This window comes from Streptomyces sp. NPDC111520 (assembly GCF_055635295.1).
Map to the genome: position 1 here is coordinate 489,816 of NZ_JBVKBW010000003.1, position 13,233 is coordinate 503,048.

The following is a 13,233-nucleotide window of genomic DNA, read 5'->3' on the forward strand; positions in this document are numbered from 1 at the left end:
TCGGTATTCTTTTCCTGCTCACAGCAATCCGGCCCGGATCACATGGGCGACGGCATGGGTGCGGTTGCTCACCCCGAGATTGATGACGATTCCGTGGACGATGCTCTTGATGGTACGTTCCGAATAGTTCAGCCGACGCGCGATCTGCGCCGTGTCAAGTCCGTCCGAGAGCATTCCCAGCACCGTGATCTCCCGTGGTTTCAGGCCGTGTCGGTCACCCGTCCCGGCCCGGTCGACGTGTCTGATGCGGCGGACGAGGTGGCGCAGCAACTCGGGGGAGATGTCGGAGCGTCCTTCGCGTGCCGCGGCGACGGCCCGCCCGATGTGAGCGAACGTGACGCGTTCGCGCAGCAGGACGCTCACCACGCCGAGACCGATCGCCCTCATCAACTGCGGCTCGGAGACGGATTCCGCGACGAGGACGACCTGGATGTCCGGCTGCGCCTCCGCGACCTGCCCCAGGAGCGTCAACACGCGCTCCGGCAGCTCACCGGAGAACGCGACGAGCACCTGTGCGTTCCGGTGGTGCTCCCAGGGCAGCATCCGTAGGCCGGGGAATCCGGACAGGGCCGCCACCGCGCCTTCGTACGTCAGCCGGTCCTCGGAGAGGACCGCGACGGGAACGGGATCACACGGGTGCGTCCCACGCCGGGCGTCGGGCGCGACGACCGCCGTGGACGCCGGCCCGCACCGGGTCGCGGTCGCCGGGTCTTGCCCGCTCAACGCATGTCACTCCGTTCCGTCGCGGTTCCCCGGCTCACAACCGGCTGACCTCGACGTACTCCAGGGTCAGCAGACCGTGGGCGACGTACGGGAGTCTGCTCAGCCGCTCCTGAGCGTCGCCCGGTCCGTCCGCCTCGACCACGAGCAGGGCGCCGGGCCTGTCGTGGCGGCGCAGGGCCATCACCACGGTTCCCTCGGCCTTGAGTTCCTCGAGCACACGCCGCTCCTCCTCGGCGAACGGCGCGAGCCCGGCGGGCTCCGTCACCGTCCCGGTCACGTGCAGGTACATCACTGTCTCCCAGTTCTTCTCGGTGGGCCCGCGCCGGCATCCCGGCGCCGGACCGGGCCGGTCGCGGGTGCGCCGGCTCAGCGTCGGGCTCGTGCCTCGGCCGCGCTGCGGGCCGACAGTTCACGGAACTCCTCCTGCGTGAGCCGTCGCACCGGGTACGGCGTGCCGTGCACCCAGCGCGCCGTCAGCTCGGCCAGGCGTGCCCCGTACCGCTGCGCGGTGACCCGGTCGCCGTGCGATCCGGCCGGGTCGGGACCCTCGTCGGCGTTGGTCTGGCCCATCGCGCCCAGCCAGGACCCCAGCCGGTTGACGTCGTAGCGGGTGCCACCGGTCCAGTTGTGGCCGGCCGAGTCGCCCACGGAGATCCACTGCATGTTCATCTGCGCGGCGAAGACGGCCAGTTGCTGCAGCGAGAACAGCTTGTCGCCGTTCTGGGAGGCGGAGTGGGTGAAGCCTCCCGCGAGCTTGTCCTTCCACTCCTGGCCGAGAAACGGGTGGAAGGCGCCTTCGAGGAAGGCCTTGAAGACGGCGGACAGGCTGCCCATGTAGGTCGGGGCGCCGAACACCACGGCGTCGGAGGCGCCGAGGAGTTCCATGGTCGGGGCGTGCGACCAGCGTCCGTCGGTGACCTGCTCACCACGGATCTCGATGAGGTGGACGTCGGTGCCCGGCACGGTCTCGGCGCCGCGGGCGATGTGCTCGGCCATCGCGCGGGTGTGGCCGTTCGGCGAATGGTAGACGACGGAGAGTGTGGCCATGATCGTTCTTCCTGGGTCGTGCTGGAGGGGGTTCGTGTGCGCCGGGCGGAGGGCCGCCCCGCGTCGTCGCGCATGCGTGTGCGTGCCGCACGCGGCGGGATCGGATCCCGGCTACGCGGCCGGTTCCACCGCGGCCAGGAACCGGTCGACGGTGGTCACCTCGTGCCCGTAGGTGGGGTAGGAGATCTCGAGGGCCGCCCGGTGCGCCTCCTCGGTGAAATCCGCGACCGCGTCGCTGAGGAAGGTGACGTGGTAGCCGGCCTCCAGGGCGTGGCGACCGGTGCCCTCGATGCAGGTCTGCGAGGTCAGACCCGCCAGGACCACCTTCTCGATCGCGTGGGCCCGCAACTGCTCGTGCAGGCCGGTACCGGAGAACGCGTCGAACATCCGGTGGCGGCCTACGACGACGTCGCCCTGGCGCGGGCGCAGCGGCGGGTAGAAGTCGCCGCCGCGGCTCCCCTCCCAGAACACCTCGTTGTCCACGGCGAACCGGAAGCGCGGAAGGACGTGCCTGAGGTCGTCGAACACGCCTTCCTTGAGGCCGTGCGGCGCGTGGAAGACCGTGACCCCGGCGTCGCGCGCACCGGTGAGCAGGCGGGCGAGCCGGGATCGCAGACCGGACTTCTCCAGTGCGGGGCCGATCTGGCCGGCGAGCTTCCCGTCCTCGGCGAGGAAGTCGTTCAGGAGGTCGACCGCGACCAGGGCGGTCCGGGCTGCCGGATAGCTGCGGGCATTCATGGGTGGTTCCTGTCCTGACCTGAGGTCGGTCGTGGGGGGATACGGCGCTGACCGGTGCCGTCTCGGCGTCGGCCATCGTTTACATGATGGTCAACATGAATAACTTAATCATGATGGCCATCATGTAAAGTGTCAAGCGAAGGTCTCTGGAGGTGGTCATGCGGGTAACCCGTGAGCAAGCGGCTGCGAACCGTGAGCAGGTCGTCGTCAGCGCGGCCCGGCAGTTCAGGAAGCACGGCTTCAGCGCCGTGTCGATCTCCGACGTCATGAAGGCGGCCGGCCTCACGCACGGGGGCTTCTACGGCCACTTCCCCTCCAAGCAGGCACTGGAGTCCGAGGTCTGCCGACGCGGACTGGCCGAGAGCGTGGCCGCGGTCGACGACGTGCTGGACGACGGTCCGGACGGGAAGCCCTCCGAGGCCCCCTCCTTCCTCCGGCGCTTCGTCGACACGTACGTGTCCGCGGACCACCGGGACGCACCGGAGCAGGGGTGCACCGTGGCCGCCCTCGCCTGTGACGCCGGTCGCAGCGAACCCGCGCTCCAGGAACTCTTCGTCGAGGGGATCACGGGGATGGCCGACTCCCTGGCGCGGCTCCGGCGGCGGGATGCGCCCGGCGAGGAGCAGGCCGACGCCCCCGACCTCGCGACACTGTCGAGCATGGTGGGCGCGCTGGTCCTCTCGCGTGCCGTGGCCGGGGCCGACCCCGCCCTTTCGGAGGCGATCCTCGCGGCGACCAGGGAGCAGGTCGAGGCGCGGACCGCGACCCCCGGCACCTGAGACGCAGCGGCGCCCGTCCGCCGCCGCGCTTCGCGCACGTCCACGCCCGGTGGAGCGCCGGTCGCAGGCCGGGGGGCGGGGCGGTGGACCCTCCCACCGAACGGCATCCCGCGACCCCGCCGACCACCGGGCCACTCCCACCTCCAGCACGGGCGGCGCCGGCGCCGCCGATGACGGCGACTCCACCGGAGTTCCCGCCAAATCGAGGACGCCGTTCGCGTCCGACCGCCCACCCTGCACGAGGACGCGGCCCGGTTGAAGTGGGCGCGGGGCCCTCTGCACCAAGGGGACGTCCGGCCTTCCCGAAGTGACCGGTCAGCACGCCACCGAAGCGGTCGGATCCGCTCAAGAGCGGTCAACTTCCGTGATACGTGGTAGCCGGGACAGGGCGGGGCGGGCCGCCCTCCCGCCGCACCCCGCTCGGGGGCCGCGCGACGGGCCTGGCAGGGTGTCCCCGTGCGCGCACACGACGGGGACCGCCCCGAGCCGTTGATCACCTGCTGGAACTACTGGCTGGCCGTGCCCACCGGCGACCAGGCCGGACTCATGGACGTGCTCGGCCTCGCCCACCCCAGGCCGGTGGGGTTCGCCGAGGCGTTCGCGGTGCTCGACGCGGACGCCCACCGCGGGGCGGGCGAGGACGGGATCCGTGGCGCGCGCGTCTACGTCTCCCCGGAGCTCGACGGCTGGACCCTGGTCCTCGGCGACTGGTGCAACCCCTGCGACATCGAACGCAGCGAGGAGGTCCTCCAGTTGTGCACGACGCTCAGCGGCCGCTACGGCCGGGCGCAGGCCTACTACTACGGCGCCCAGAACGACGGATCGGCGTGGCTGGTGGCCCAGGCCGGCCAGGTCGTACGACGCTACTGCGAGACCGGTGACGGCGAGGACGAGCTGCTGACCCTCGGCGACCCCCTTCCCCACGAGCGGGCCCGCCGGGTGGAGCTGGGGCTGTCCGCCGAGTGGGACGCGGCCGAGGAGAGCGACGAGGACGAGCAGGAGTGGAGGTGGGCCACCTTCGACATGGCGCCCGACATCGCCGCCAGCTTCGGCCCCAGCCCCATGAACCTCACCCCCGAGACCCCGGTGCGCGGCACGGGGATGCTCGCGCTGACGCCGTATGGAGTGGCACGCGGCGTCCCGCCGGGCCCGGACGCCCCGGGGCTCTGACGTTCGCCCGCGGCGCCGGGTCCACGGGCGGCCGCGGACTCCGCGGCCGTGCACGACACGCGGGGTGCGAAGGACGTCGTGTCGCCGGGCGGCGGGCACCCCGCGGGGCTTAGCATGTGCAAATCGACCGGGCAATACGGCGATTTCCAGACCTCGTGGGGCGGCCGGGAGGCCGCTCGGCGAAGTCCTGGCGGAGGGGGAACAGCGTCGTGGCGGGTGGTTTCACCTACGAGCAGGTCGGGGTGACCCGGACCGGCGGGCCGACCCCGCCGGGGTTCCACCGCCTGCACGAGCGGATCCGGCTCGGCGAGGGCCCCGAAGTGCTGGCCGCGGCCGGACGGGCGCTGATGGGCTGGCGGATGCACCGGGCGACCGGACTGCGGGTGCCCGCCGACACCCCCGACGCGGCACCGGGCGTACGGGTGCCGCTGCGGATCGGGCCGCTCGGCGCGCCGTGCGAGGTGGTGTGGGCCGAACGCGGCCCGGAGCGCGTGGGGTTCGCGTACGGGACACTCCCCGGTCACCCGGAACGCGGCGAGGAGGCCTTCGTGGTGAGCCGCGCGCCGGACGGGTCCGTGTGGCTGGATGTCACGGCCTTCAGTGGACCGGGGGCGTGGTACGTGGGTCTACTGGGCCCCTTGGGACGCGTCACTCAGCGTGGCATCGCGCGCCGCTACGGCCGGTGCCTGCGCCGGTTGTCGCAGGACGGAACTGTTGAAAGGGGGAGTTAACCGACATGGGACACCCTTTACCCGTCGGTCACAACGCGTTCGTGCTCACGCAACACCAGTTCGGCATGGTGTTCGCATGCGAGAACTGACTTCCGCCACGACCGCCGGCGCCGCCACCGCGCGCCGGTGGCACCGCCGGCGCCGCGACGTCATCGAACTCGCCGCGCTCCTGGTGGCCGTGGCCGCCGCCGACCTCGTCGCCCGCCTCGGCGGGCACGCCCCCGCCGGGGCCTTTCTGCTGTGCCTGTCGGCCGCCGCGGTCGCCGCGACCGCCGGCCTGCGCACATGGCGGGCACGGGGCCACGGCCATTCGCCTCCACCCGCCGCGGGCCACGCCGGGGACCGTACGACGGAGCCGGGGGAAAGCTCCGCCGACGAACGGCCCGACGCGGGAACCACGTTGTGGCGGGTCCGCACCACCGTGCGGGACACCCCGGGCAGCCTCGCCGCCCTCTGCGCCGCGCTGGCCGGGCGGGACGTGGACATCCTCACGCTCCAGACCCACCCCCTGGCCGAGGGCACCGTGGACGACTTCCTGGTCCGCGCCCCGGCCGCACTCGCGCCGGGCGACCTGACGCGGGCCGTCGCCGACGGCGGCGGGCGGGACACCTGGACCGAGCGGGCCGACGCCCACGACCTCGTCGACACCCCGACCCGGGTGCTGGGCCTGGCCACCCGCACCGCCATGGACGCCGCCGAACTGCCGCTGGCCCTGCGCCAGTTGTTCGGCCGCTGCACGATCAGGTCCACCCCGCCCGGCACGGCCGGCCCCGACCCGGCCGAGGACGTCCTGGAGGGCACGGTCATGCGGCTGCGCGACCCGGCGGGAGGCACCGTGACCGTGGAACGCACCTACCTCCCGTTCACCCCGACCGAGTTCGCCCGGGCCCGCGCCCTCGTCGAACTCGACGCGCAGCTCGGCGCCCGGCTGCCGGACGGCCGTGCCGTCCTCACCCTGCCGGAGGGCAACGAGATCAGCGTCCGCCGGGCGGGCCCCGAGGACCTCGAGGCCGCCCGCGAACTCCACGACCGCTGCTCCAGCGCGACGCTGGCCCGCCGTTACCACGGCCCGGTCGCGGACGTGGACCGCTACCTGACCCACCTGCTCAGCCCCCGCTTCGGGCGGACGCTCGCCGTGCAGACGGTCTCCGGCCGGCTCGTCGCCCTCGGCCACCTGCTGTGGGACGGCGACGAGACCGAGGTCGCCCTGCTGGTCGAGGACACCTGGCAGCGCCGCGGCATCGGCCTGGAACTGCTGCGCCGCCTGGTCGCCCAGGCCGTCGACGCGGGGTGCGGGAGCGTGTACGCGGTGACCCGGGCGACCAACACCGGGATGGTCGCTACGATGCGCCGCCTGGGTCTGCCGCTGGACTACCAGGTCGAGGACGGCACGCTGGTCATCACCGCGACGCTGTCACCGGCCGGCGCGAGCGCGTCGCTGCGCTGAGCGCGATGTCCAGGTCCTCCCAGAGGTCCTCGACGTCCTCCAGCCCGACCGACAGGCGCAGCAGCCGGTCGCTGACGCCCGAGTCGTGCCGGTCGCCCTCGTCGACGATGCGGTGACTGATCGAGGCCGGGTGCTGGATGAGGGTGTCGACGCTCCCGAGGCTGACCGCCGGGGTGATCAGCCGGACCCCGGCGATCACCTCGTGCGGGTCGCCCCGGACCTCGAACGCGACCATGGCGCCGCCGATCCGCGGGTAGTGCACCTTGACCACCCGCGGGTCGGCGGCCAGCCGCTCGGCCAGCGCGGCCGCCGTCGCCGAGGCGGACCTCACCCGGACCGGCAGCGTGGACAGCCCGCGCAGCAGCAGGTAGCCCGCGAGGGGGTGCAGCACCCCGCCGGTGGCGAAGCGGACCTTGCGCAGCACGCGGGCGAACTCCTCGTCGCAGGCGATGATCCCGCCGAGGACGTCGCCGTGGCCGCCCAGGTACTTGGTGGCGCTGTGCAGCACGATCCTGGCGCCGCTCTCCAGGGGCCGCTGCAGGACGGGCGTGGCGAAGGTGTTGTCGACCAGCAGCGGCACCTCGCCGCAGGAGTGGGCGACGGCCCGCAGGTCGACCTCGGCCAGCGTCGGGTTGGCGGGGGTCTCCACGATCACCAGGCCGGTGTCGGGGCGGATGGCGTCGGCGATGCCGGCCGGGTCGGTCCAGGTCACCTCGGTGCCGATCAGGCCCCCGGTCAGGAGGTGGTCGCTGCAGCCGTACAGCGGGCGGACGGCCACCACATGGCGCAGCCCCATCGAGGCGCGGGCCAGCAGGGTCGCGGTGAGGGCGGCCATGCCGCTGGCGAAGGCCACGGCCGCCTCGGCGCCCTCCAGGCGGGCCAGCGCGGTCTCGAAGCGGGCGACGGTGGGGTTGTCGAGCCGGGAGTAGACCGGCGGGCCGGTCAGTGCGGCGCCCGTCGCGGCGAAGTCGTCCAGGCGGGCGGCCTCGGCGCGGCTGTCCCGCGAGGGGTAGGTGGTGGACAGGTCCAGGGGAACGGCGTGCAGACCGAGGTCGGCGAGGTCTTCGCGGCCGGCGTGCACAGCCTCGGTGGCGAGGGCGCGGGTGGGCGCCGATGCTGTCGTGTCCATGGCCCGATGCTGAACAGCTACCGGCACGTAGCGGCAACGGCCCGTGTTAACTTCGGCCGATGTCCGATTCTGTGCTTCTGGATCCGGTCGACCTCGAGATTCTGCGGCTACTGCAGAACGACGCACGGACGACGTACAAGGACCTCGCCGCGGCCGTCGGCGTGGCCCCGTCCACCTGCCTGGACCGGGTCGCCCGGCTGCGCCGTACGGGAGTGATCCTCGGCCACGAGCTGCGGGTGGACCCGGCCCGGCTCGGGCGGCCGCTGGAGGCGCTGCTGGCGGTGCAGGTGCGGCCGCACCGCCGCGAGCTGATCGGCCCCTTCGCGGAACGGGTGCGGGCGCTGCCGGAGTCGCGGGCGCTGTTCCACCTCACCGGGCCCGACGACTACCTCGTCCACGTGGCCGTCGCGAGCACCGGCGACCTCCAGCGGCTGGTCGTCGACGAGTTCACCTCGCGGCCCGAAGTCGCCCGCGTGGAGACCCGGTTGATATTCCAGCACTGGGACTGCGGCCCGCTGCTCCCGCCCACGTCAGGAATATGATCGTCAATGGTGATGACGGAGCGGGCCGCTCCGTACCAGGATGTGACCATGCCCGACACCACCGGCAGCGCGCTGCCCCGCCGGATCGCCGACGCGTACGTCGACGCGGTCACCGAACTCGACCCCATCACCGCCACGTACCTGGGGGTGCGGACCGGACAGGACCGGCTCCCCGACTTCACCCCGGCCGGCCTGGAGGCCCAGGCCGAGCTGGCCCGCCGCACGCTGGCCGACATCGACGCGGCCGAGGTGCCGGACGACGACGAGCGCCGCTGCGCGCGGCTGCTGCGCGAGCGGCTGACCGCCGAGCTGGCCGTGCACGAGGCCGGTGAGGGCCTGCGGGCCGTGAGCAACCTGCACTCCCCCGTCCACTCGGTGCGCGGTGTCTTCATGCTGATGCCGACCGCGACCGACGAGGACTGGGCCGACGTCGCCGCCCGGCTGCGCGCCGTCCCGGAGGCGCTGGCGGGCTACCGGGCGTCCCTGGAGGAGGGCCTTTCCCGCAAGCTGCCGGCCGGACCGCGCCAGGTCACCACGGTCGTGGAGCAGCTCGGCGAGTGGCTGGGCGAGGACGCGGGGGCGAGCTGGTTCGCGCAGTTCGTGGAGGAGGGCCCGCAGGCCCTGCGGTCCGAGCTGGACGCGGGCGCCGCCGAGGCCACCGCCGCCGTCGCCGGCCTGCGCGACTGGCTGCGCGACAGCTACGCCCCGGCCGTGGAGGGCACTTCCGACGCCGTCGGCCGCGAGCGCTACGCCCGCTGGGCCCGCTACTGGACGGGCTCCGACCTCGACCTGGACGAGGCGTACGCCTGGGGCTGGGAGGAGTTCCGGCGCATCGAGGCCGAGATGCGCGTCGAGGCGGAGAAGGTGCTGCCCGGCGCCACCCCGATGGAGGCCCTGGCGCACCTGGACGAGGCCGGCGAGGCCATCGAGGGCGTCGACGCGGTCCGCGAGTGGCTGCAGGGTGTGATGGACGAGGCCATGGCGGCGCTCGACGGCACCCACTTCGACCTCGCGGAGCCCGTCAAGCGCGTCGAGTCCCGCATCGCCCCGCCCGGCAGCGCCGCCGCGCCGTACTACACGTCGCCGTCGCTGGACTTCTCCCGCCCGGGCCGCACCTGGCTGCCCACCCTGGGCCGCGAGCGGTTCCCCGTCTGGGACCTGGTCAGCACCTGGTACCACGAGGGCGTCCCCGGCCACCACCTGCAGCTCGCGCAGTGGGTGTACGTCGCGGACCGGCTCAGCCGCTACCAGGCCACCCTGGGCCAGGTCAGCGCCAACGCCGAGGGCTGGGCCCTGTACGCCGAGCGCCTGATGGACGAGCTCGGCTTCCTGACGGACGCGGGCCGCCGGCTCGGCTACCTCAACGCGCAGATGCTGCGGGCCACCCGCGTCATCCTGGACATCGGCATGCACCTGGAGCTGGAGATCCCGCAGGACAGCCCCTACCGCCCGGGCGAGACCTGGACGCCGGAGCTGGGACGGGAGTTCTTCGGGCGCTTCAACGGCCTCAGCGACGCCATGCTGGACAGCGAGATCATCCGCTACCTCGGCATGCCGGGCCAGGCCATCGGCTACAAGCTGGGCGAGCGCGCCTGGCTCGCCGGCCGCGAGGCCGCACGCAAGGCCCACGGCGAGTCCTTCGACCCCAAGGCCTGGCACATGGCCGCGCTGTCGCAGGGCTCCCTGGGCCTGGACGACCTCGTCGACGAGCTCTCGAAGCTGTAGCGAGCGGGCGGTGCGCAGGGTGGCGGGGCCCGGGTCGGCCCTGCCACTCCTTGCGTGCCCGGGGGCCGGTGGGCGGGGAAGACCGGCCGCACGCCCACCGCCGGCGCCCGGTCCACGGTCTCCTGGCGGCGCCCGCCCCGACGGGTCGGCGCCCGCCCCCGCCAGGTCGGCGACAGGTTGCCTGCCGAGGGCGAGGCCGGACGGATAGGGTGCGGGCATGGGGGTGTTGTTCGTCTTCTGCGCCAACGCGCTGCGGCCGCGCCGCGTCGACGCGCACTTCGCGGCCGAGGCCGACGCGGTGCGCGCGCTCGGCCACGAGGTGGCCCTGGTGGACCACGACGCCCTGCTGGCGGGCGACGCCACCGCCGCCTGCTCACGCGTCCCCCGCGGTGCGGGACCCGCCTGGTACCGGGGGTGGATGGTGTCCTCGGAGCGGTACGCCGCGCTCGCCGCGGCCCTGGCCGAACGCAACGTCGTCCTGGGGACCTCCCCCGGGCAGTACCGACGGGCGCACGAGCTTCCCGGCTGGTACGGGACGTTCGCCGAGCACACCCCGCTCAGCACGTGGCTGCCCGTCGCCCCCGGCGGGACGCCTCCCGGCGCGGCGGAGCTCGCTGCGGCGACCTCGCCCCTCGGCGGCGGCCCTGCCGTGGTCAAGGACTACGTGAAGTCCCGCAAGCACGAGTGGGACGAGGCGTGCCACGTCCCCGCGCTCGCGGACACCGGGCGCCTGGCCTCGGTCGTCGCCCGCTTCGCCGCGCTCCAGGGAGAGGACCTCACGGGAGGCGTCGTCATCCGGGCCTTCGAGCCCTTCGTCACGGCGGCCGGAGAGGCCAGGGTCTGGTGGACCGGGGGCGAACCCGCGCTCGTCACGGCTCACCCGGACACCCCGGAGCTGCGTCCGGCACCGGACCTGGAGGCGGTACGCCCCCTGGTGCGCGAGCTGGGCTGCCCCTTCGTGACCACCGACCTGGCGCTGCACGAGGACGGCCGGTGGCGGGTGGTGGAGGTCGGCGACGGGCAGGTCTCGGACCTGCCCGCCGGCGCCTCACCGAGGGTGCTCGCAGCCGCGCTCTCCGCCCTGGCCGGCGAAACCGGCGGACCCGTCCCGTCCCACTGCGACCCGTCCGACCGATCCCCGCTGCGAAACGGTGCCGCCAGATGATCCCTCAGGCCTCCCGCGCCAACGGCCGCCTGGTGCTCAGCCACGGCCGGCTGACCCTGCGCGAGCAGGCGCCGGACGATGCGGCGCAGCTGGCCGACGGCAAGCCGGCCGGGCTGGAGTGGATCGACGGGGGGCCGGGCGAGGGGACCATCATCGCGGCCGGGATGGCGACGATCGCGGCGGCCGCCGGCGTGTTCGCCCCGGGGTGGGGGCTGTTCGTGATCCAGCGGTCGCGGGACGGCCTCGCGCTCGGCGGCATCGGCTTCCACGGCCCGCCCTCCGCCGTCGACGGGCAGGTGGAGATCGGCTACGACCTGTCGGAGTCCGCACGCGGCGCCGGGTGGGCGACGGACGCGGTGCTGGTGCTGTCCCGGTGGGCGCTGAGCCGTGCCGAGGTGCACTCCGTGCTGGCGACCACCGACCCGGGCAACCGCGCCTCGCAACGGGTGCTGGAGCGGGCGGGCTTCGGGCGGATCGCGGACCGCGACGCCCAGTGGGCGTACGAGTTGCGGCCGGTCGGCCAGGGTGCGCCGGCGTAATCGGCTGTCGCGGCACCCGCCCGCTGCGGCACCATCGGGACCGTGAACACCGCGCCCCCGACGCCCCGGACCCTCTTCCTGTCGCCCCGGGTGACCGCCACCGGCCACGCGCTGGCCGCCGCCGCCCGCCGGCGCGGCATGGCGACCCGCACCCTCCCGACCTGGCGGGTGCCGCAGGACGCGGCGGGCACGGTGGGCCCCTCGCTGTACGCGGGGCCGCTGTTCGCCGACGCCGTCGCCGGGGACCTGGGCCTGGGGCTGCTGGAGGCGGACGAGGACTGGCTCGCACGGCTGCCGTTCGAACTCGTCGGGCGGAACGTCGGGTTCACGACCCTGGCCGAGGCCCGCGCGCTGCGCCGGCCCGCCTTCATGAAGCCGCCGAACGACAAGAGCTTCCCGGCCAGGGTGTATCCCGACGGCAGCGGTCTGCCCGGCCCGGACGCGGTCGACGACGACGCTCCCGTGCTGGTCAGCGACATCGTGGCGTTCGCCGTCGAGTACCGGCTGTTCCTCCTGGACGGCGAGGTGGTGACGGGCAGCCGCTACGCGACCCGCGGCGAGCTGGACGTGGCGCCGCTGGACGGCGACCGACCGGCCGGCGAGGTACGGGACTTCGCCGCACGGCTCTTCGCGCCCGGCGTGCCGGAGCTGCCGGGAGCGGTCGTGGTCGACGTCGGCCGGACCGCGGACGGCTGGGCGGTGGTCGAGGCAAACGCGGCCTGGGCGAGCGGCCATTACGCCTGCGACGCCGACGCCGCGCTGGACGTCGTCCTGCGGGCGGCGGCGCCGCTCGCCGGGGTCGGGCCGCGGGACCGCCGGTTCCTGCGGCCGGCCGTCTCCGTCGTACGCTGAGGCCGCCCCGCGGCGGCCTCAGCAGCCGCAGTCGTCCGCGCCCACCGGGGCGGTCAGCGGGTCGGCGGCGCGCCGCACGGTGCCGTCGGCCGTCTCGTGGGCGAAGCCCTCGCGGATCCAGTACTCCATGCCGCCGAGCATCTCCTTGACCTGGTAGCCGAGGCCGGCCAGGGCGTGCGCGGCGCGGGTGGCGCCGTTGCAGCCGGGTCCCCAGCAGTGGACGACGACGGGCACGTCGCGGTCGAGGAGGGCCGCGGCGAGCCGCGGGACGTCCGCGGTGGGCAGGTGGACGGCGCCGGGTATGTGGGCCTGCTCCCAGGCCTCGGTGGAGCGGGAGTCGACGACGACGAATCCGGGTGCGGCGCCGGTCTCCGCCGCGGTGGCGAGGGCGGCCGCGACGTCGGACACGTCGGTGTGGAAGGCGAGGCTCGCGGCGAAGTACGCGGCGGCCTCGGCGGGAGCCGCGGGCGGCACGCGCAGCACGGGGTTGCCGGCAGTGGGAGCGGGGGCGGCCGTGGGAGCGTGGGCGGCGGTGGGAGCGGGGGCGGCGGTGGCGGCGGTCGATGTCGTCATGGCGGTAAATCTACGAACCGCGGACCGCCGCCTGAAGGGCCGTTCCCCGGCGTCCGCCTTGCCCGGCCGGGGA

Annotated in this window: 15 protein-coding genes; 9 read left to right on the forward strand and 6 right to left on the reverse strand. The window is 74.1% G+C overall.

All coding sequences use genetic code 11. The features are described from left to right. Positions 1 to 18 precede the first annotated feature (18 nt). The 4 genes from ACZ7MY_RS09650 to ACZ7MY_RS09665 all read right to left on the reverse strand — a co-directional run bounded on the left by ACZ7MY_RS09650 (position 19) and on the right by ACZ7MY_RS09665 (position 2,508). On the reverse strand, positions 19 to 576 hold the full coding sequence (locus ACZ7MY_RS09650; protein WP_499600744.1) for a helix-turn-helix transcriptional regulator: 558 nt from the start codon (positions 574 to 576) through the stop codon (positions 19 to 21). Positions 577 to 757: 181 nt separating this feature from the next. Continuing rightward, the gene (locus ACZ7MY_RS09655) at positions 758 to 1,012 is read right to left on the reverse strand and encodes a hypothetical protein (RefSeq protein WP_499600745.1); all 255 of its coding nucleotides are present in this window, start codon (positions 1,010 to 1,012) and stop codon (positions 758 to 760) included. A gap of 77 nt (positions 1,013 to 1,089) precedes the next feature. Then, complete coding sequence (locus ACZ7MY_RS09660; RefSeq protein WP_499600746.1) at positions 1,090 to 1,770, reverse strand: flavodoxin family protein; 681 nt, start codon at positions 1,768 to 1,770, stop codon at positions 1,090 to 1,092. 111 nt (positions 1,771 to 1,881) lie between these two features. Further along, positions 1,882 to 2,508 carry a cysteine hydrolase family protein gene (locus ACZ7MY_RS09665; RefSeq protein ID WP_499600747.1) on the reverse strand — a complete coding sequence of 209 codons (627 nt, stop codon included), beginning with the start codon at positions 2,506 to 2,508 and terminating at the stop codon, positions 1,882 to 1,884. Positions 2,509 to 2,666: 158 nt separating this feature from the next. On the opposite strand from ACZ7MY_RS09665, the gene ACZ7MY_RS09670 reads away from it, so the two are divergent. From ACZ7MY_RS09670 to ACZ7MY_RS09685, 4 genes are all read left to right on the forward strand, one after another. Beyond that, entirely contained in the window at positions 2,667 to 3,287 is a 621-nt protein-coding gene (locus tag ACZ7MY_RS09670) for a TetR/AcrR family transcriptional regulator (RefSeq protein WP_499600749.1), read from the forward strand. Between the two features lie 456 nt (positions 3,288 to 3,743). Continuing rightward, on the forward strand, positions 3,744 to 4,457 hold the full coding sequence (locus tag ACZ7MY_RS09675; RefSeq protein ID WP_499600750.1) for a hypothetical protein: 714 nt from the start codon (positions 3,744 to 3,746) through the stop codon (positions 4,455 to 4,457). A gap of 209 nt (positions 4,458 to 4,666) precedes the next feature. Further along, positions 4,667 to 5,188, forward strand: coding sequence for a DUF1990 domain-containing protein (locus ACZ7MY_RS09680; protein WP_499600751.1), 522 nt, complete (start codon positions 4,667 to 4,669; stop codon positions 5,186 to 5,188). Positions 5,189 to 5,264: 76 nt separating this feature from the next. Then, complete coding sequence (locus tag ACZ7MY_RS09685) at positions 5,265 to 6,635, forward strand: GNAT family N-acetyltransferase (protein WP_499600752.1); 1,371 nt, start codon at positions 5,265 to 5,267, stop codon at positions 6,633 to 6,635. Here ACZ7MY_RS09685 and ACZ7MY_RS09690 read toward each other — a convergent pair. Then, positions 6,589 to 7,764 (reverse strand): trans-sulfuration enzyme family protein, encoded by a 1,176-nt coding sequence (locus ACZ7MY_RS09690; RefSeq protein ID WP_499600753.1) that lies wholly within the window; start codon positions 7,762 to 7,764, stop codon positions 6,589 to 6,591. The genes ACZ7MY_RS09685 and ACZ7MY_RS09690 overlap by 47 nt on opposite strands. Before the next feature lie 59 nt (positions 7,765 to 7,823). Between ACZ7MY_RS09690 and ACZ7MY_RS09695 the strand changes: the two genes are divergently transcribed. From ACZ7MY_RS09695 to ACZ7MY_RS09715, 5 genes are all read left to right on the forward strand, one after another. Continuing rightward, complete coding sequence (locus tag ACZ7MY_RS09695; RefSeq protein WP_499600754.1) at positions 7,824 to 8,306, forward strand: Lrp/AsnC family transcriptional regulator; 483 nt, start codon at positions 7,824 to 7,826, stop codon at positions 8,304 to 8,306. A gap of 48 nt (positions 8,307 to 8,354) precedes the next feature. After that, positions 8,355 to 10,031: a DUF885 domain-containing protein gene (locus ACZ7MY_RS09700; RefSeq protein WP_499600755.1), complete on the forward strand. Its 1,677-nt coding sequence runs from the start codon at positions 8,355 to 8,357 to the stop codon at positions 10,029 to 10,031. 217 nt (positions 10,032 to 10,248) lie between these two features. Further along, the gene (locus ACZ7MY_RS09705; RefSeq protein ID WP_499600756.1) at positions 10,249 to 11,196 is read left to right on the forward strand and encodes an ATP-grasp domain-containing protein; all 948 of its coding nucleotides are present in this window, start codon (positions 10,249 to 10,251) and stop codon (positions 11,194 to 11,196) included. Beyond that, the gene (locus ACZ7MY_RS09710; protein WP_499600757.1) at positions 11,193 to 11,735 is read left to right on the forward strand and encodes a GNAT family N-acetyltransferase; all 543 of its coding nucleotides are present in this window, start codon (positions 11,193 to 11,195) and stop codon (positions 11,733 to 11,735) included. The genes ACZ7MY_RS09705 and ACZ7MY_RS09710 overlap by 4 nt, the downstream gene beginning before the upstream one ends. A 42-nt stretch (positions 11,736 to 11,777) precedes the next feature. Beyond that, entirely contained in the window at positions 11,778 to 12,587 is an 810-nt protein-coding gene (locus ACZ7MY_RS09715) for an ATP-grasp domain-containing protein (RefSeq protein WP_499600758.1), read from the forward strand. A gap of 18 nt (positions 12,588 to 12,605) precedes the next feature. Here ACZ7MY_RS09715 and ACZ7MY_RS09720 read toward each other — a convergent pair whose 3' ends face one another. Continuing rightward, complete coding sequence (locus tag ACZ7MY_RS09720; protein ID WP_499600759.1) at positions 12,606 to 13,160, reverse strand: rhodanese-like domain-containing protein; 555 nt, start codon at positions 13,158 to 13,160, stop codon at positions 12,606 to 12,608. Positions 13,161 to 13,233 lie beyond the last annotated feature (73 nt).

Bases quoted from the DNA above. Each gene is read 5' to 3' on its own strand.
- ACZ7MY_RS09655 (WP_499600745.1), bottom strand. From the start codon at position 1,012: ATGTACCTGCACGTGACCGGGACGGTGACGGAGCCCGCCGGGCTCGCG.
- ACZ7MY_RS09660 (WP_499600746.1), bottom strand. From the start codon at position 1,770: ATGGCCACACTCTCCGTCGTCTACCATTCGCCGAACGGCCACACCCGC.
- ACZ7MY_RS09665 (WP_499600747.1), bottom strand. From the start codon at position 2,508: ATGAATGCCCGCAGCTATCCGGCAGCCCGGACCGCCCTGGTCGCGGTC.
- ACZ7MY_RS09670 (WP_499600749.1), top strand. From the start codon at position 2,667: ATGCGGGTAACCCGTGAGCAAGCGGCTGCGAACCGTGAGCAGGTCGTC.
- ACZ7MY_RS09685 (WP_499600752.1), top strand. From the start codon at position 5,265: ATGCGAGAACTGACTTCCGCCACGACCGCCGGCGCCGCCACCGCGCGC.
- ACZ7MY_RS09690 (WP_499600753.1), bottom strand. From the start codon at position 7,764: ATGGACACGACAGCATCGGCGCCCACCCGCGCCCTCGCCACCGAGGCT.
- ACZ7MY_RS09695 (WP_499600754.1), top strand. From the start codon at position 7,824: ATGTCCGATTCTGTGCTTCTGGATCCGGTCGACCTCGAGATTCTGCGG.
- ACZ7MY_RS09700 (WP_499600755.1), top strand. From the start codon at position 8,355: ATGCCCGACACCACCGGCAGCGCGCTGCCCCGCCGGATCGCCGACGCG.
- ACZ7MY_RS09705 (WP_499600756.1), top strand. From the start codon at position 10,249: ATGGGGGTGTTGTTCGTCTTCTGCGCCAACGCGCTGCGGCCGCGCCGC.
- ACZ7MY_RS09710 (WP_499600757.1), top strand. From the start codon at position 11,193: ATGATCCCTCAGGCCTCCCGCGCCAACGGCCGCCTGGTGCTCAGCCAC.
- ACZ7MY_RS09720 (WP_499600759.1), bottom strand. From the start codon at position 13,160: ATGACGACATCGACCGCCGCCACCGCCGCCCCCGCTCCCACCGCCGCC.